The following is an 18,000-nucleotide window of genomic DNA, read 5'->3' as shown; positions in this document are numbered from 1 at the left end:
CTTTTTAATACTTCTTTTATAATGGATGCATCCTTCGGAAAAAAGGAAAAACTAAAAAGTAAAATACTCATCACCCAATTGTTCGAAGAGGGAAGCGGTGTTTCCGTATATCCGCTGAAATTAATTTATCTATCCGTAGAACAAAAAGAAGTGCCTATTAAAACAGGGGTAACCGTATCTAAACGAAATTTTAAAAGTGCAGTCGATAGAAATAGGGTTAAACGGTTACTTAGAGAGTCTTATAGACTTAATAAAGCGCTGGTTTTTAACAATACAGATGCAAACTTTGCGTTTCTATTTTTATACCTTGGTAAGGATATGCCCACCTTTGAGCAGTTAGATCATAAAATGAAGCTCGTTTTAAACAAGTTTAAGCTACAGATTGATGAAAAAAATAGTAAGTAAAAAAGTACTTGTACCCATAATTGCCATCGCTTTTCTATTCGTAGGAAGTAGTTATAAGAGTGACTTTTTTGAAATAGCCAAACAGATCGAAATCTTTACCACCTTGTTCAAAGAATTGAACATGAACTATGTGGACGAAACCAACCCTGCAGAATTAATGGATACCGCCATTAAAAATATGCTGAACGAACTAGATCCTTATACTAAATTCTTAAACGAACAAGATGTTGAAACGTATCGCATAAACAATGCTGGTGAATATTCTGGTATTGGTGCTATGGTACGTTCTTTTGATGATAAACTGCTAATTATTGAACCACACCAAGGATACCCCGCAGATAAGGCAGGATTAAAGGCTGGTGATGAAATAATACAGATCGGAGATATCAAAGTAGCCGATTTTGAAGATAATGCAAGTGAGCTTTTAAAAGGGGCGAATGGCTCTGCCGTAAGTGTAACTTATAAAAGACAAGGAAAATTAAATACTACAGTTATTACCCGTGAAGGTATTGAAGTAGATGCCGTGCCTTTCTTTAAAATGATCGATAACAAAACCGGATATATTGTTCTGGCAAAATTCAATGCTAAAGCAACCGAACAAACAAAAGCGGCTCTTTTAGATTTAAAAGGTAAAGGTGCAGAAAAAATAATCTTAGACCTTAGGGACAACCCTGGCGGATTATTATCTGAAGCTATTAATGTTACTAACTTATTTGTACCAAAAGGGGAGTTGGTGGTGACAACGAAATCTAAGGTCAAAAAATTCAACCGAGAATATCATACCAATAATCAACCTGTGGATGAAGAAATTCCACTAGTTGTTTTAGTAAACGGAAGCAGTGCTTCTGCTAGTGAAATTGTTTCTGGCAGTTTACAAGATTTAGACAGAGCAGTTATTATGGGTGCCAGAAGTTTTGGTAAAGGCTTGGTGCAACGCCCGCTGAAATTAACTTACGGTACTCAACTTAAAGTTACCATTTCTAGATATTATACCTCTTCTGGCCGTTGTATACAATCTTTAGATTATTGGAACAGAGATGAAAGCGGTAAAGCAGTACGTAATACTACTTTCAATGATTTTACGACCCGTAACGGTAGAAAAGTACAAGATGGCGGCGGTATTTTACCAGATATTGAAGTAGCCACTTCTAAAACCAATGACCTTACTTTGGCACTGTTACAGAATAATGTCATTTTCGATTATGCTACTAACTACCATTATACACATAAGTATAGTGCTGTTGCCGACTTTAAATTTACAGATGCCGATTTTAGTGCCTTTAAGAACTATGTAAAACAGAGTAGTTTCTCTTTTGAAACTAAGGCAGAACTGGCAATTAAAAAGGCGCTCTCTGGCGATGAAAATGACTTTTTAGGCTCAGATGTTCAGGATAGCTATAAAACCTTGTTAGCGAACATAGAAAAAGGTAAAATCAACGCTTTAGACAAATACCAAAGAGAGATTCAAAAGAATCTTGAAGATGAAATTGTAAAGCGGTATTTCTACAGAGATGGCTTATACCAATATTACTTAAATAACGATGATGCTATATTAGCAGCTACCGAATTATTAAGCAATAACTCTAAGTACGGTGCTATCTTAAAATAGTGTTGTTCACTTAATTTTTAAACGACCAATTTAATTATAGCTGCACACTTTTGAATCTGAAACCTCGTAATACTCTTTGTAGTTCGTTGCTTTTGGGTCTGTGCATCCTTTTAGATTGCGGATTTTTATATTCTTGAAATCGATAGGTTGGCCTTCGCTTTGTAAAGCAATAAAACCTTCTGTTAACAACTTACCGTCTTCTTTCATTTTGGGGTCATAACCATTAGCTACTTCACCCCCTATTTGAGGTTTTGTATATTCTAACACTGTTTTACCGTTAATGATATGTTTAACCAATGAATCGTGATAAACTATTAATTCTGCCGTAACCCATTGATCACCATAATACGTATCAGATGTTGAATTTATACAATGTCTAGGGTCAATTTTACCTTCAAAAACCACATCGGTGCCTGGTGAACACATATTGCCCGTTGGGCGTTCTTTACCCTCTTCTATACCTGCTAAAAATTGTATTTCTACACTTATAGGCCAATCTTGTTCTTTTAACATGGTTTGTGGGTCTTGTGAATGAAACATTACTCCACTATTCAGAATCGTATAATCTGGTGCTCCCTTATATAATTCACCTACAAATCTATATTGTACCGTAAAATGAAAATCTGAAAAGGGTTTATCATAGTATAAATGTGAAAACCTATTATTAAAATCTCCCTCATATTTATCATATCTCACTTTCACCATATAATCTTCAGCGCGAAAGGTATCTGCATAGTTATCCCCAACTTCATAGTGGTGAACTTTTGTTGTCCATCCGCTTAAATCATCTCCATTAAACATGGTTTCCCAACCATCATTTGTCTCTTGAGAATTAATAACTCCGCAACCTAATAATAATAAAAGGGAAGCACCTAGTATTTGTGATTTAAGTTTTTGTTTTTTCATGTTGATGGTGTTGGTTAAATTATCAAAAAAGGGAACTGATGCAAAAAATACCTATATAAATATACTCAATGTTCTGATAAATTAGGTGATGCAATTATTCAGACGTATTCCAAAAAATACCAGTACACATCTGTTCACTTATTATCGTTACTTTTAAAAGTACAAACTAACAGCGTTATAAACACTTTTACTTATAATGAGAAATCTACTTTTATTCGCAAGCTGCCTTTTATTTCTTCAGTTTTCAAATGCTCAAGAAACAAAAAAGGAATCCAAAACCAAACCTATTACAGAAACAAAATCTTTTATAACCAAGCACAAAGGGGTTTTTGGAGGTACAGCTATAGACTACACCACAACAGCTAAAGAAACTTTTTTAACTAATAAAGATGGAGATTCTATTGCTACATTTTGGTCGGTAGCGTATACTAAAACCAATATGGGTGATGTTACTAAAAGACCGGTAACTTTCGTTTTTAATGGCGGACCAGGGTCTGCATCAATGTGGTTGCATATGGGTTTTTTTGGGCCTAAAATTGTAAAAGTAGATTCTGATGCCAAATCTGATGATGGCGCAGCGCCTTATATTTTAGTAAACAACGATCATGGTTTACTTGATGTTACCGATCTAGTTTTTATTGATCCCGTAGGTACTGGTTACAGCAGATTGGTTGGTAAAGGAGAAGGAAAAGATTTCTACGGATTAAAAGAAGATGTAGATTCTTTTGCTCAATTTATTAGAACATGGGTTACTGAAAATGAACGTTGGTTTTCCCCTAAATATTTAGCTGGTGAAAGTTATGGTACTACACGTGCCGCAGCTCTTGGAAAAGCTTTAGAAGGTTCTGGTCAAAATATGGCGCTTAACGGAATGATATTGATTTCGCAAGCTTTAGATTATGCAGGTTCTACTTCTGTCTCGAACAATATTACTTCGTTCATTACCTACTTACCAAGTATGGCTGCAACAGCCTGGTATCATAAAAAAACGGGGCAGGGTAAGTCTTTAGAAAGTTTTACACAAGAATGTAGAGATTTTACATACAACACCTATATACCTTCTTTATACAAAGGCAATTCATTGAATGAAGCAGAAAAGAACACGATAGCTGAAAAACTTTCTTATTTCACGGGATTGGATAAAACATATATTCTACAATCTAACTTGAGAATATTAATGGGTCGTTTTCAGAAAAAACTATTAGAAGACAAAGGTTTGGCTATTGGTAGATTAGACGGTCGTTTTATGGGTGATGAGGAAGATAAAGTTTCTGAGAATCCGCATTTGGGCGATGCCGCTAGTTATCAAATAAGTGCTGCCTATACTGCTAGTTTAAATCATTATTTTGCTTCAGAATTAAAGGTTAAAATGGATAGACCTTATATTACTTCTGGTGGTGGGTCTAATTGGAGATGGAGAACCGTGCCCGATGGACAATATTGGGAGCCGATGCCCGTAAATACCGCTCCGGATCTAGGTGAAACCATGCGTAGAAATACAGCTATGAAAGTAATGGTAGCAAGTGGATATTATGATTTAATTACTCCGTTTTTTGATGCTGAATATACTTTTGATAGAAACGGTATCGTAAAAGAGCGTGTTGAAATGAAATATTATGAAGCAGGACATATGATGTATACACATGAACCAGATTTTATTAAATTAAATAAAGATATACGCGAGTTTATCACTGCAGATTAATAAAAATAGAAATTACAGTATTACTATTTTTTAAGAATAAGCACATGCTGATCATTACACTTTAGGTTATAAAAGCTAACTACATCTCTAATGTTCTTTTTCTTGTATTCTTTATTTATAATTTTCTCCACTAAAACCGGACAATCTGAAAAATAGGTCGAAGCTGCATTTTTAAAATTCTTACTAAAAAGTTGGTTAGAACCTAAGTGTGTAATTTCACCATTAACACCTTTTCTAACATATAGATTTTTAATGTCATAGTAATTACCATGCACCATATTCATTTGGCCATTTGCACCACCAACAAACATTGGTGCAGAGTAACCTGTTTGCTCGAGAACATAAAGACTTACTGTGCCTATTTCTAATTCTCTTACTACGTTAAAATAACCTTCTTGAGTTTCTAAATAAATATATGTAGAAGCCTCTTCTCTATCATTTATAACTACCTGCTCAAGATTTTCAAAATGATATTTTTGTGCCTTATCTCCTTTAAACTTTTTGAATTTTACCTGGTCTCCATTTATAAGCTTAACTAAACCTTGAAGTTTAGTTCCATCCTTAAAATAAATAGTACCGGCATCGTTTTGAGCGATGGCAAAAAATGATCCTACAAAACAGCAGATTAAAACTAGAAGAATTGTTTTTTTCATAGTACGTAAATGATCGTTCTATATTAAAACGAGCTCATTATTACTATGTTATATTATTTATCTTAAAATCGATGAAACGCCTTTTTTAAAAACGAAACCTTTAATCTTTTAATGGTTTTGTAATATTTAGGTTTAGAAGCAAAGGATCATCTTCATTTAATAAGCGTTGGGTTCTTAAATATCTATCTACATTAAAAGCATCATAATTTGGTGAATCTTTGTCAACACTGCTTATACGTACCATTTCAGATGAATGTATAAATTGGTTGTTACCGATCCACATACCTACATGAACCACTTTTTCTGAAGTAGTGTCGGTTGCTTTTCTTCCGAAGAATAATAAATCTCCTTTCTGTAATTTACTAAAATCTGCAATAGAATCTATCGGCTTACCAGCGTGCACTTGTTGAGATGCATCGCGCGGAATTACCATACCATTTAAGTAATAGATAGTCTTTGTGTAACCGCTACAATCAACACCTTTTGTAGAAGTACCACCCCATAAATACGGCACACCCATTAAGGTTTTCGAAGTAGCAATAAGTGAATCTGCATTGTAGCTTAAATTTGATAACCAAGTATCGTATTCTTCTGCTTCGTCTTTAGAAATGTACCCCTGTCTACCATCTGGAAATTCAATTTTATAAAACTCCTCATCACTACTTAATAGTTTTAATAAGCTACCGGCAACAATATCTGATATTCTATTCTTACCCTCTTCAGTATTAAATGCATGACCATACGTATTGGTATACATAATTTTATCTGAAATTGTCCAGTTTTTAATATCAACGGCGTTCATTAACTGTATTCCGCCTGGGTCGACCCACGCCAAATACTTATCAGGTGTTTGTATCAAGTACCAATCTCCTTCTTTTTTTAGTACGTTAACAACAGTACCTAAAGTTGCTTGTGTTGCTAATTCTGCCGAATGCTTAGGGTTACTTCTAAGGTTTGCTGCTGAAATATTAATAACGGCTTTGGTCATACCCTCTAATTCATTTGCGGGTAAAATCTTTATATCGTTGGTTGCTTTAATCCCTTTTTCTTTTAAAACACTATTTAAAGAATCTACAGCTAACGGTAAATTAGTTTCACCAGCCAAAGTAAAACCCGACGGACCATCTAATACTTCTAAATTAAAAAGTGCGGTACGCTTATCGGGTGCAAAAGTGCTTTTTATGATTTCAATTTCTTTAATCAATAATTTCTTTTCATCCATATGAACTCCGCATGCTGTATTTAAAGCAATCAAAATCAATACAAAAGACCTCTTTATGATTATTCTCTTCATCTGTAAAATAATTTCTAATAGTATTAGCCTTGTGAAATTATGTAATTTTATCGCAAATGAAGAAACTAAAGGTCATAGAACTTTTTGCAGGCGTTGGTGGATTTCGCTTAGGATTAGAGGATACCGAAAACTACGAAGTAGTTTGGAGTAATCAATTTGAGCCTAGTACGAAAACACAACATGCCTCTACAGTTTATGAAGCTAGATTCGGTCATGAAAATCATAGAAATCAAGATATATCTGAAGTACCTACCAATGAAATACCAGATGCCGATATTTTGGTTGGGGGTTTTCCTTGCCAAGATTATTCTGTTGCGGCTACACTGCATAATTCTAAAGGTCTAATTGGTAAAAAAGGTGTTTTATGGTGGAGCATTCATCGAATTTTATCTGAAAAGAAAAATCCGCCTAAATACTTATTTCTTGAAAATGTAGATCGATTATTAAAATCTCCATCAAACCAAAGAGGTAGAGATTTTGCCATAATGCTTAAAAGTTTAGATAATCTTGGCTATGCCGTAGAATGGCGGGTAATTAACGCTGCAGATTACGGAATGCCGCAAAGAAGAAGACGTGTTTTTTTCTTAGGCTATCATAAATCTACTCCGCTATTTAAACAATTTAAAAAAATTACACCTGCAGAATGGATTTTTGAAAAGGGTACTATTGCAACCGCATTTCCGGTAACAATCACCTCTTCACAATTGACATCTTTTGATATTACGGATGACCTAGTTTCACTATCTGAAAATTTTAATTCAGGTGAAAAACTATCTCCTTTTCAAAATACCGGAGTATTCATTAAAGGAAAAGTATACACCACTAAAACTACAGCTAGTTATATTGGTAAAAGAACGGTTTTAGCAGATGTTCTACAGCAAGAAAAAATACCCGAAGAATTTTATATTCCTGAAGAAGAACATGATAAATGGTTTTATCTAAAAGGTTCAAAGAAAGAAACCCGGACTTCTAAATCTGGTTTTGTTTACCATTATAATGAGGGAAATATGATATTTCCTGATGCGTTAGACAATGCTTCAAGAACAATAATAACTGGTGAAGGCGGTAAAAGCGCATCGCGTTTTAAACATGTTATCAGTACTAAAAAAGGACTTCGTAGATTAACCCCCGTTGAGTTAGAACGTTTGAATATGTTCCCTGATAATCACACTTTACTTGAAGGTATTTCAAATACTAAAAGAGCATTTTTTATGGGAAATGCTCTAGTTGTCGGTGTGGTTAAAAAAATTGGTGAAGTTCTTTCTGAAAAAATAAAGACAGTCTAATAATTCCATTTTTCAAAAGTATCAAAAGTTATTTAGTACTATTGATAAATAGGATTAAATATGCTCTTATAATTTTAATATTACACCCAACATATTGTTAATCAACGTTTAAAATTAGGAATTGTCCTTTTTTTTGTTATCTTAATGGGTATGGTAAAAGTAGAAAAGTCAGAAAATATAGCATTTTTAGAAAAGTCAATTCAACATTTAGAAGCTACCGGTTTTGAGAATATTAAAGCTGATATGGAAGGCTATGAAACCCCTAAATCATACTCTAGAAAAGGAAAAGAAGACAATATTACACCAGATATCGTGGCTATTAAAAATGGTAGAAAATATTATTTTGATATTAGTCTTAAATCTCCAAAGACGAGATTATTAAAATCGAAGTGGTTGTTTTTAGATACTTTAAGTAGAATGAACTCTAACCGATTTAGAATAATTACAACAAAGGGTCATTATAAATTTACCGACTCTATGTTAGAGGATATCAACTTAACTAATAAAACTCCTATTAAAATTTAAATATTATATTTCAATAACACTTATAAAAAATGCCCGCAATGTGCGGGTATTTTTATTTTTAATCTTCTTATCAAAGCTTTATCAAATTTACATATCCCGATATAAAGTTCTCTACTTGAATAGGTTCTGTAAAACGTTTACTTTTATCATCAATGTCAATCTGAATAAAATATCTGTTATCATGATAGGCTAAGTAACTCACTTCATCAGATTCACCTCCTATAGAACCAAAACGGGGTGATATTATTATTTCATTATTAAATTTATTTAGTGAACTAGCAAGATGTGCACCCATCACTGCTGAAGATGTTGTAGCATCAAAAGGCATTAGAGTTATATCTTTTAGTATTCTACCTGAATTACTTTGAAAATATGGATCTTTAAAATCATAAATAGTTATATCTATTTCTTGACAGGTGTCTGGCATACAATATATAAATTGTAGTCTTCCTTGATAAGAATCTATTTCATTAGAACTACAATAGGTTATTTCTTTAAAAACATAACCTGCATAAATAGTTATTCTAGGAAACATCGCATACAAATGTGCTTTTTCATTTCTACAATCAAGTTGATTTAAAGCTGTAATAACTATTTCACCTCGATCTTTTAAACTTCCACATTCAAAATTACCACCATCATTACATTCGTTTGATTGTGAGAAAATAGAATGAAAATTAACTAAAAAGATCAAAATAAGAAATGTCCTTTTCATATTAATATAATATGGTTTGGTATTTATCAACTAACTATTTAATTAATCAAAATCTGTGACTATTTTTATTTTTTAAACATTTTGATATGTGGTATGCCATCTTCTAAATAACCATCACCTATAGTCTTAAATCCTAAATCGTTATAAAATTTTTCAAGATAAGCTTGTGCCGAAATAAGTATTTCATTCGTATTAAAAAGTTCTTTCACCGCTTGTATTGATTCTTGAATGATAACTTTACCATAGCCATATTTTCTATACTCTTTATGTACCGCAACCCTACCAATACTTGCTTGGTCAAAATAATCGCCAGGTTTAAAAATACGCGTGTATGCCACAACTTTAGCATCTTTCAATCCTATTACATGAATCGCCTTTTCATCTTTACCATCTAAATCTAGATAAACGCAATCTTGTTCTACCACAAAAATATCGCTACGCAATTGCAAAACATTATATAACTCATGAATATCGAATTCTTTAAAAATTACTACCTTTATATCTAACATAAATTATCTTCGTTAACTAGTATTGTTTATATCTATACCCAATCAAATATTTGATTTACAATTGGTTATAATAACTATTTTAGGTTATTAACAATGTTATAATAACTACCTATTGAAGCGGAATCTTTTCAATTCTACGTTCATGTCTCCCTCCTTCAAAAGCAGTATTTAAAAACATAGAAACCATTTCAAGCGCTTGAGGTAAAGAAATATATCTTGCTGGTAAGCTTAGTATGTTAGCATCGTTGTGTTCTCTAGCTAATTTTGTTATCTCTTTTGTCCAACACAAAGCAGCTCTTACATTCTGTTGTTTGTTTGCGGTCATACAAGCACCATTACCGCTACCACAGATTATAATACCATAATCGGCAATACCATTTTCAACATCAAGTGCAACAGGGTGTGCAAAATCTGGATAATCAACACTATCGGTACCATCTGTACCATAGTTGATAACCTCAATCTGTATAGATTTAAGTAAACCTATTATAGCTAACTTGTATTCTGTACCAGCGTGGTCGTTACCAATAGCTATTTTCATATGCATATTATTTAAAGGTTAATAGTTCATTGTTTATAACCAGTGGGGATGGTATTAAACCTTGCTAAAGGTACAATAATCAGACATTCACAACAAAAAACGAGGGGTTCACAACATTTGTTATTATCTAATTAATTTAAATTGTTAATTAGTATGTTATAAGCAAGATTACTTAATGCATAAATTGTTTAGAAAAAGTTGCTAAAAAATTTGCTTATTAAAGTTAACATCTGCTTACACTATTAATCCTCCGAAGACGAATTTAAATATTAGAAACTATTAGAGGATTTTCATCAAAATAACAACCCTAGTTAACATTAAAATTACATTTAGTTATTAATAAATTCATGTTAATAGCACTTATAAACCATGTTTAATAACTTCTCAAAATACTGATTCTCAATTGTAGATTATATAAATGGATCGTCAACAAGTATTAGTATCTCATAATGTCAAGTAATATTGAAATAAGTTATTCCAGATATTAACAAGCTATAATAATCATTAATATTTAATTTAATTTAAAAGAAAAAATGCCAATTATGATATATATGTTAATAACAACTTGTTTACTTAACTTTTCAATAAGAAGTTGATTAATAGGTAGTGGATTATAATTCGTAATTTTCCAACAAATTAAAAGTTTAATGTCGAAGAAGAATAAGAAGGCGAAGAACCATAGAAAGAACGAAATTACTAAAGGAATTTTTACAGTTCTTGAAAAGGATCCGAATAAAAGTTTCAACTATAAGCAGATTGCTGCTAAAATTGATATTACCGATGCTCAAGAAAGAAATACCCTTATACAAAGGTTAACAGAGCTGAAAGAGAAAAAAAGAATTAAAGAAGTTGATAGAGGTCAGTATCAAGTTTTAGAAGATACTAAATCTTATCACGTAGGTACTGTAGACGTTACAGGAAAAGGAAATGCATATATCGTAGTCGATGGTATGGATGACGATATTTTTATTCCTGCAAATAAATTAAATAAAGCTTTTCATAAAGATAAAGTAGAGGTTTATATCTACCCTAGAAGTAAAAGTAAAAAACTTGAAGGTGAGATTGTAAAGATACTTGAAAGGTACAAGACGACTTTTGTTGGTATAGTTGATATGCAAAAGACTTTTGCTTTTGTACGCCCAACAGATTTTAGAATGTATACCGATATTTTTGTTTCAAAAGATAAATTAAATGGAGCAAATGATGGTGAGAAAGTTTTGGTTGAAATTACCGATTGGCCAGATGATGTAGATTCTCCTTTTGGTAAGGTTACTGAAGTTTTAGGTATACCTGGTGAACACGATACCGAAATTCATTCCATTTTAGCGGAGTATGGTTTACCGTATTCTTTCCCTGCAGATGTACAGAATTTTGCCGACGGGTTAGATACTAGTATTAAAGAAGAAGAGATTAAAAAACGTAGAGATGTACGCGATGTTCTAACGTTTACCATTGATCCAAAAGATGCTAAAGATTTTGATGATGCATTATCGTTTCAAAAATTAGAAAATGGTAATTATGAAATAGGTATTCATATAGCCGATGTTTCTCATTACTTATTAAAAGATACTATTTTAGATGATGAAGCTTATGAAAGAGCAACATCTGTTTATTTAGTTGATCGCGTAGTACCTATGTTACCAGAAGTACTATCTAACAATGCGTGTTCATTAAGACCTAATGAAGAAAAGTATACTTTTTCTGCCATATTTGAGCTAGATAAGAATGCAACCATAAGAAATCAATGGTTTGGAAGAACTGTAATCGATTCTAATGAACGTTTTGCATATGAAGAAGCTCAGTATATCATTGAGACAGGTAGTGGCGATATACCAGAAGATATATCGATAAGAGACGTAGCCTATTCTGTATCTAAAGAAGTTGTAGAGGCTACTTTAGAGATGGACAGACTTGCCAAAATTATGCGAGATAAGCGAATGGATCAAGGTGCTTTGTCTTTTGATAAAGTTGAAGTTCGTTTTAATCTTGATGAAAATAGCGAACCGATCGGTGTTTACTTTAAAGAATCTAAAGATGCCAATAAACTTATTGAAGAGTTTATGCTATTGGCAAATAGAAAAGTGGCTGAATTTATTGGTAAACAAAAACCAAAAAAGATTTTCGTTTACAGAATACATGATGATCCTGACCCAGATAAGTTAATGGCTTTGAACGGTATCGTTTCTAAATTCGGACATAAATTAGATTTCAAGGATAAGAAATCTATAAGTTCTTCTTTAAACCAATTACTACAAGATGTAAAAGGTAAAAAAGAACAAAATATGGTAGATACGCTTACGATACGTAGTATGAGCAAAGCGATTTATACTATTGATAATATTGGGCATTATGGGTTAGCTTTTGATTATTATACTCATTTTACCTCTCCGATTAGAAGATACCCAGATGTAATGGTGCATCGATTATTACAGCATTATTTAGATGGTGGTAGTTCTGTAAATGCTGAAGAATTCGAGAAGAAATGTAAGCATTCTTCAGATATGGAATATTTAGCATCAAGTGCTGAACGAGATTCTATTAAGTACATGCAGATCAAGTTCATGCAAGATCATAAAGATGAAGAATTCCGCGGAGTTATAAGTGGTGTTACGGAGTGGGGAATCTATGTTGAAATCATTGATAATAAATGTGAAGGAATGATTCGTATTAGAGACATCAAGGGAGATTATTATATCTTTGATGAGAAGCAATACGCTATCGTTGGTGAACGTACCAAAAAGAAATATACCTTAGGTGATGAGATAACCGTCATGGTTAAAAGTACCGATTTAGTCAAAAGGCATTTAGATTTTGCTTTAATTCCAGATAAGAATAATTAATTTGGAATAGATTTTGGTATAAGAAGCCTGAATTAAGAATACATTTTAATTTTAAAATGTATTCTTTGAAAAATTACACAGAAAAGAATGAAACAAATTTTAATTTTAATGTTTCTCTTCGGATGTCTTTTGGTTACTGGCCAAGATAATGAGGTTTCCCAAAACTTAGAACCTTTTAAGGAGTTGAAAGGTTTTGATGGTTTATCTATTAATCTTATTAAATCTACAGAAAACAAGGTTATCATAACAGGTGAAAATACTAGTAAAGTAGCTATTGTTAATAACGAAGGTATTTTGAAAATAAGGATGCAAATTGGTAAGATATTTAGCGGTTATAAAACTTTTATAGATTTATATTATGCTGCAGATATATTAGTTATTGATGTGAATGAAGATGCTAGAATTGTTACAGAAGATGTTATTAAACAAGATATCCTGGAACTAAAAGCTCAAGAAGGTGGAGAATTAATTGTAAGTGCAGAGGTAGAACAGATGTTAATAAAGTCGGTTTCTGGTGGAGTTATAAGAACAGCAGGTTCTTCTAATCTACAAGATGTTCAAATTAATACTGGTGGTGTCTATGAAGGTAAAGGCTTTGTTACTAATTTTTCTACCATAAATGTAAATGCAGGTTCACGAGCTGAAATTAATGCAAGAGATTATGTAAAGGCCACGGTAAAAGCTGGTGGTGAAGTTCTGGTATTTGGCAACCCTAAGAAACTTGAAGAGAAAACGGTATTTGGCGGTACCATTAAAAGAATGCAATAGTACATGTTAGAAGATATTCAGGCAGCAATTCCTTTAGGCTTTTTCTTAAGTTTTATGGTAGGGCCTGTATTCTTTGTTTTGTTACAAACTAGTGCTGTAAAAGGCTTTCGCGCTGCTATTACTTTTGATTTGGGAGTATTTTTGGCAGATATATTATTTATTCTAGTAGCTTATTTTAGTAGTTTTCAACTTCTTGAAAATTTAAGTAATCAACCGGGGCTTTATGTTTTTGGTGGAGTAATTCTTTTAGTTTACGGGTTATTTACTTTTTTTAAAGTGGATAAAAAAGAGATACCAGATGAGTCTAAGAAGATTAGAAAATCAGATTTCTTTGGTCTTTTTATAAAAGGTTTTTTACTTAATTTTATAAATATTGGAGTTCTTGTATTCTGGTTGGGTATTATAATTATTATAGGACCAACATTAGATAATCAACCAAATAGATTCTTTACTTTTTTTGCTACTGTATTACTCTCTTATTTTATAACAGATATTTTTAAAATTCTTTTAGCTAAACAGTTAAAGAGAAAATTAACGGGTAAAAGAATTGTTATTATAAAAAGGATTATAGGGATTATAATAGTGATATGTGGTGTTGTTCTGATTGTAAAAGGATTTTTACCTAAGGATCAATTTAATATTGAACATGAACTAGAAAGATTCGAAACTAATTCTATAGAATAAAAAAAGCCCGGTCAATGACCGGGCTTTTTTTATATGGAGTTAAATTTTATTTCTTGTAGTTATCGTTAAGTAACTTTACAATCTCATCGGTTAGGTCATTAGCATCTTTACCATAAAGAACACTACCACCATCTCCTCCACCAAGAATGTATGAGTAGCCTTTTGATTGACCATAAGCCTTAATTTCCTTTTTAACTTTTGAAACTATGCTATCCATTTCAGTTTGGCCTTCCATTTGTAATTGCTGGTCTTGTTGCTGAAGTTGTTGACCAATAATTTGACCTCTTTGCTGCATTGCTGCATATTCTTCTTGAGCTTTTGTTTGAGACATTGATTGTGCTTTAGCCTGAAAAGCTTGTGCTTCAAATTGAAAAGCTTGAGATATACTATCTCTAGTTTTAGCTAATGCATCTGCCTTAACTTTAAATTTAGATTCTACATCAATCTTTTGTTGATACTCATCCATCAATTTTACGTTATCTACGTATCCAATTTTTTCTTGTTGGCAAGAGGCTAGCAATGCGATAGCGAAAATTACAATTAGGTTTTTCATTTTTTCATTTTTATGTGGTGCAAAAGTAATAAAGCTTTTAGAATGAAAATATTTTAAAATCAAGATAAATGATGAGATTTTAGTAACTATAGAGAATATTTATAATAAAAATATAAAATATTGATTTTATTTATTTTTTAGAGCTATTTTAAAGCTTATTTAAGGGATTATTTTTATTTATCTAATATAGTATATAGATTTAATTAAATATATCGTTAAAAGTTCTTTAAATAGCATTTTACTCTTTTTTTAACACATATATTAGGGAAGAATACTCTCCTGATGACTTTGCCTTCATATTTGATATAAAACCTCTGTAAAATGCTTTTAAGTAATTTGAAGAACCAGATTTATATTTTTCTGATAATAGTGACACATAGTAAGAATCAAAATACATTGGTAGTGTTTTAACTAACACTATTTTTTTATTTTTAAAAATACTTTTTATAGCGTTTTGTGAAAAATGCCACAGATGTCTTGGAGTGTCATAGGCCGCCCAAAACTCTTTGTAGTATTGAGCGTCATATGATTTGTAATTCGGTACAGCTATTATGAGTGTTCCGTTTTTATTTAACAGTGAGGTTATTTTGTTTATCTGCTTGTCTAAATCTGGTAGATGTTCTAGTACATGCCATAGTGTTATTGCATCAAACTTTTGATTATTAATGGTATCTAATGATTTGTATATTTCTAGATTCTTATCTGTAGCTTTCTTTCTTGCGTTATCATTTAACTCAACGCCTACTGTTTTCCAATTTTTATTTTTGGCAGTAATTAGAAATTCTCCAGTTCCACATCCGATGTCAAGTAAGTTTTTTTGAGTGCTCGAATATTTATTTATTAGTTGGACTTTTTTATTTAGTGTGTATTTTTTTACAGTTTGATAAATATTTTCAAGTAAACCATTTCCTTTATCCGAATGCGAAATGTAATTATTTGGGTCGTAATATTTTTCTAAATTTTCAGGTACAGGTTTTGTAACGAGCATATTCGAATTAGAATCATATTCTAATTCGAATATCTCTTGCGTTACTAAATAATCTTTGGTGGTTAGTTTGGATATTTTATTAGCCATATCTTGTCTGTGAACGGTGGTATAGATTATGTAATTTTCAATTGTTCCACGTGGAACAATTCGCCCTACCTTCCGAGAAAAACTAAAAGTACGCTGATGTCACTCGGCGTAACTCCACTAATTCTTGAAGCTTGAGAAATGGTAACTGGTTGAATTTTTGTCATTTTTTCTCTAGCTTCAAATGATAAAGATTTCAATTTTGAATAATCAAAATTAGCAGGAATCCTTACCGCTTCTAGTCTATGAAGTTTGTCAGCATTCACTTTTTCTTTTGCTATGTAGCCAGAGTATTTTATTTGTACCTCTGCCTGTTCAAGAATTTCACTGTCGAAATTATTTTCTTTTACAAAGTGGGATACTTCATCTAATTGTAGCATGTGATCCATGGTAACATTAGGTCTTGAAAATGCTTTGTACATTTTGTCAGATTGTTTTACCAAAGCAGAATCAACACTTTCAAAAATAGGATTAATGTCTTTTGGTAATACACTTGTTTCTTTAAAGAAGTTAACAAGAGTTTCAGATTGTTCTAGTTTTTGCTCCATCCTTTTCATTCTTTCATCGGTTGCAAAACCTATAGCATGACTTAACGGTGTTAATCTTAAATCAGCATTATCTTGTCTAAGTAACGTTCTATATTCTGCACGAGAAGTAAACATTCGATATGGTTCTTCAGTACCTTTTGTAATTAAGTCATCTATTAAAACTCCAATGTATGCTTCGTCTCTTTTTAGAATTAAAGGATTTTTTTCTTTCAACTTTAAGTGCGCATTTATGCCAGCCATTAATCCTTGTGAGGCTGCTTCTTCGTATCCTGTAGTCCCGTTTATTTGTCCAGCGAAATATAAATTTTCGACGAGCTTAGTTTCTAGTGTATGTCTTAATTGTGTTGGTGGAAAGTAATCGTATTCAATTGCATAACCGGGTCTAAAGAATTTTACTTTTTCGAAACCTACAACGGAACGTAAAGCTTTAAACTGAACATCTTCTGGTAAAGAAGTTGAAAATCCGTTTACATATACTTCTACAGTTTCCCAACCTTCAGGTTCAATAAACATTTGGTGACTGTCTTTATCTGCAAATCTGTTTATTTTATCTTCAATAGACGGGCAGTATCTTGGTCCAATACTTTTTATTCTACCATTGAACATTGGTGACCTGTCAAATCCTTTACGCAATAAATCATGAACCATGGCACTTGTATGTGTCATGTAGCAATCACGTTGATGAGCTAATGGTTTTGTATTGGTATAAGAGAATTTTTCAGGTATTACATCTCCAGGTTGAACAATCATTTTAGAATAATCTAAAGATCTACCATCAACTCTTGGCGGAGTTCCGGTTTTCATTCTCCCACTTTCAAAACCTAATTCAGTTAATTGTTCTGTAATTCCGGTTGCTGCTTTTTCTCCTGCTCTACCTCCACCAAATTGTTTTTCTCCTATATGAATAAGTCCATTTAAGAAAGTCCCGTTTGTTAACACAACCGCTTTTGATCTTATATCTATACCTAAAGAAGTTTTTACACCAACTACTTTATGATTTTCTATTAATAAACCAGAAACCATTTCTTGATAAAAGTCTACGTTAGGTGTGCGTTCTAACATTAAGCGCCACTCTTCTGCAAAACGCATTCTATCGTTTTGTGTTCTTGGGCTCCACATAGCGGGTCCCTTAGATTTGTTTAGCATCTTAAATTGGATCGCAGATTTGTCAGATACTATTCCGCTGTATCCACCAAGGGCATCTATCTCTCTTACAATTTGTCCTTTTGCAATTCCACCCATGGCCGGGTTACAAGACATCTGTCCTATATTTTGCAAATTCATGGTTACTAATAAGGTTTTTGAACCCAAGTTTGCAGCTGCTGCTGCCGCTTCTGCACCGGCGTGTCCTCCGCCAACTACAATTACATCATATTCTTCTCCAAACATA

17 protein-coding genes are annotated in these 18,000 nt (G+C 32.4%); 8 read left to right on the top strand and 9 right to left on the bottom strand.

All coding sequences use genetic code 11. From position 1 onward, the window contains the following. Positions 1-21: 21 nt before the first annotated feature. A complete protein-coding gene (gene rnpA / locus ACEN2N_RS10575; RefSeq protein WP_441824294.1) occupies positions 22-405 on the top strand; it encodes a ribonuclease P protein component in 384 nt (127 codons plus the stop codon). Then, complete coding sequence (locus ACEN2N_RS10570; protein WP_441824293.1) at positions 386-2,014, top strand: S41 family peptidase; 1,629 nt, start codon at positions 386-388, stop codon at positions 2,012-2,014. Before rnpA ends, ACEN2N_RS10570 begins: the two co-directional genes overlap by 20 nt. A 30-nt stretch (positions 2,015-2,044) precedes the next feature. On the opposite strand, the gene ACEN2N_RS10565 is transcribed toward ACEN2N_RS10570, so the two are convergent. Then, on the bottom strand, positions 2,045-2,920 hold the full coding sequence (locus ACEN2N_RS10565; RefSeq protein WP_441824292.1) for a 3-keto-disaccharide hydrolase: 876 nt from the start codon (positions 2,918-2,920) through the stop codon (positions 2,045-2,047). Positions 2,921-3,116: 196 nt separating this feature from the next. Here ACEN2N_RS10565 and ACEN2N_RS10560 point away from each other — a divergent pair, with 196 nt between their 5' ends. Then, positions 3,117-4,622: a S10 family peptidase gene (locus ACEN2N_RS10560; RefSeq protein ID WP_441824291.1), complete on the top strand. Its 1,506-nt coding sequence runs from the start codon at positions 3,117-3,119 to the stop codon at positions 4,620-4,622. A gap of 23 nt (positions 4,623-4,645) precedes the next feature. Here the strand turns inward: ACEN2N_RS10560 and ACEN2N_RS10555 are convergent, their stop codons facing one another. Next, a complete protein-coding gene (locus tag ACEN2N_RS10555; protein WP_441824290.1) occupies positions 4,646-5,275 on the bottom strand; it encodes a hypothetical protein in 630 nt (209 codons plus the stop codon). 100 nt (positions 5,276-5,375) lie between these two features. After that, positions 5,376-6,569: a C40 family peptidase gene (locus tag ACEN2N_RS10550; protein ID WP_441824289.1), complete on the bottom strand. Its 1,194-nt coding sequence runs from the start codon at positions 6,567-6,569 to the stop codon at positions 5,376-5,378. 56 nt (positions 6,570-6,625) lie between these two features. Here ACEN2N_RS10550 and ACEN2N_RS10545 point away from each other — a divergent pair, with 56 nt between their 5' ends. Together ACEN2N_RS10545 and ACEN2N_RS10540 are read left to right on the top strand one after the other, a co-directional pair. After that, positions 6,626-7,855 carry a DNA cytosine methyltransferase gene (locus ACEN2N_RS10545; RefSeq protein WP_441824288.1) on the top strand — a complete coding sequence of 410 codons (1,230 nt, stop codon included), beginning with the start codon at positions 6,626-6,628 and terminating at the stop codon, positions 7,853-7,855. 150 nt (positions 7,856-8,005) lie between these two features. Further along, positions 8,006-8,380, top strand: coding sequence for a hypothetical protein (locus tag ACEN2N_RS10540; RefSeq protein WP_441824287.1), 375 nt, complete (start codon positions 8,006-8,008; stop codon positions 8,378-8,380). A gap of 70 nt (positions 8,381-8,450) precedes the next feature. Here the strand turns inward: ACEN2N_RS10540 and ACEN2N_RS10535 are convergent, their stop codons facing one another. The 3 genes from ACEN2N_RS10535 to ACEN2N_RS10525 all read right to left on the bottom strand — a co-directional run bounded on the left by ACEN2N_RS10535 (position 8,451) and on the right by ACEN2N_RS10525 (position 10,145). Then, on the bottom strand, positions 8,451-9,095 hold the full coding sequence (locus ACEN2N_RS10535) for a hypothetical protein (RefSeq protein ID WP_441824286.1): 645 nt from the start codon (positions 9,093-9,095) through the stop codon (positions 8,451-8,453). A 65-nt stretch (positions 9,096-9,160) separates the two neighbouring features. Beyond that, positions 9,161-9,604, bottom strand: coding sequence for a GNAT family N-acetyltransferase (locus tag ACEN2N_RS10530; protein ID WP_441824285.1), 444 nt, complete (start codon positions 9,602-9,604; stop codon positions 9,161-9,163). A 109-nt stretch (positions 9,605-9,713) separates the two neighbouring features. Beyond that, positions 9,714-10,145 carry an RpiB/LacA/LacB family sugar-phosphate isomerase gene (locus tag ACEN2N_RS10525; RefSeq protein WP_441824284.1) on the bottom strand — a complete coding sequence of 144 codons (432 nt, stop codon included), beginning with the start codon at positions 10,143-10,145 and terminating at the stop codon, positions 9,714-9,716. Between the two features lie 647 nt (positions 10,146-10,792). Here ACEN2N_RS10525 and rnr point away from each other — a divergent pair. The 3 genes from rnr to ACEN2N_RS10510 all read left to right on the top strand — a co-directional run bounded on the left by rnr (position 10,793) and on the right by ACEN2N_RS10510 (position 14,437). Continuing rightward, positions 10,793-12,985 (top strand): ribonuclease R, encoded by a 2,193-nt coding sequence (gene rnr, locus ACEN2N_RS10520; protein WP_441824283.1) that lies wholly within the window; start codon positions 10,793-10,795, stop codon positions 12,983-12,985. An 87-nt stretch (positions 12,986-13,072) separates the two neighbouring features. Beyond that, the gene (locus ACEN2N_RS10515) at positions 13,073-13,753 is read left to right on the top strand and encodes a head GIN domain-containing protein (protein ID WP_441824282.1); all 681 of its coding nucleotides are present in this window, start codon (positions 13,073-13,075) and stop codon (positions 13,751-13,753) included. 3 nt (positions 13,754-13,756) lie between these two features. Beyond that, positions 13,757-14,437 (top strand): LysE family translocator, encoded by a 681-nt coding sequence (locus ACEN2N_RS10510; RefSeq protein WP_441824281.1) that lies wholly within the window; start codon positions 13,757-13,759, stop codon positions 14,435-14,437. A 46-nt stretch (positions 14,438-14,483) separates the two neighbouring features. On the opposite strand, the gene ACEN2N_RS10505 is transcribed toward ACEN2N_RS10510, so the two are convergent. From ACEN2N_RS10505 to mnmG, 3 genes are all read right to left on the bottom strand, one after another. Further along, positions 14,484-14,990: an OmpH family outer membrane protein gene (locus ACEN2N_RS10505; protein WP_441824280.1), complete on the bottom strand. Its 507-nt coding sequence runs from the start codon at positions 14,988-14,990 to the stop codon at positions 14,484-14,486. Positions 14,991-15,228: 238 nt separating this feature from the next. Beyond that, positions 15,229-16,065, bottom strand: coding sequence for a class I SAM-dependent methyltransferase (locus tag ACEN2N_RS10500; RefSeq protein WP_441824279.1), 837 nt, complete (start codon positions 16,063-16,065; stop codon positions 15,229-15,231). Positions 16,066-16,130: 65 nt separating this feature from the next. Then, complete coding sequence (gene mnmG / locus ACEN2N_RS10495; RefSeq protein WP_441824278.1) at positions 16,131-17,999, bottom strand: tRNA uridine-5-carboxymethylaminomethyl(34) synthesis enzyme MnmG; 1,869 nt, start codon at positions 17,997-17,999, stop codon at positions 16,131-16,133. Position 18,000: the final 1 nt, after the last annotated feature.

The sequence above is a fragment of the Maribacter spongiicola genome, from assembly GCF_052119685.1.
Classification (GTDB): Bacteria; Bacteroidota; Bacteroidia; order Flavobacteriales; family Flavobacteriaceae; genus Maribacter; species Maribacter spongiicola_A.
Note: the sequence above shows the minus strand (reverse complement) of the source record. Positions and strands in the feature narration are given on the sequence as shown.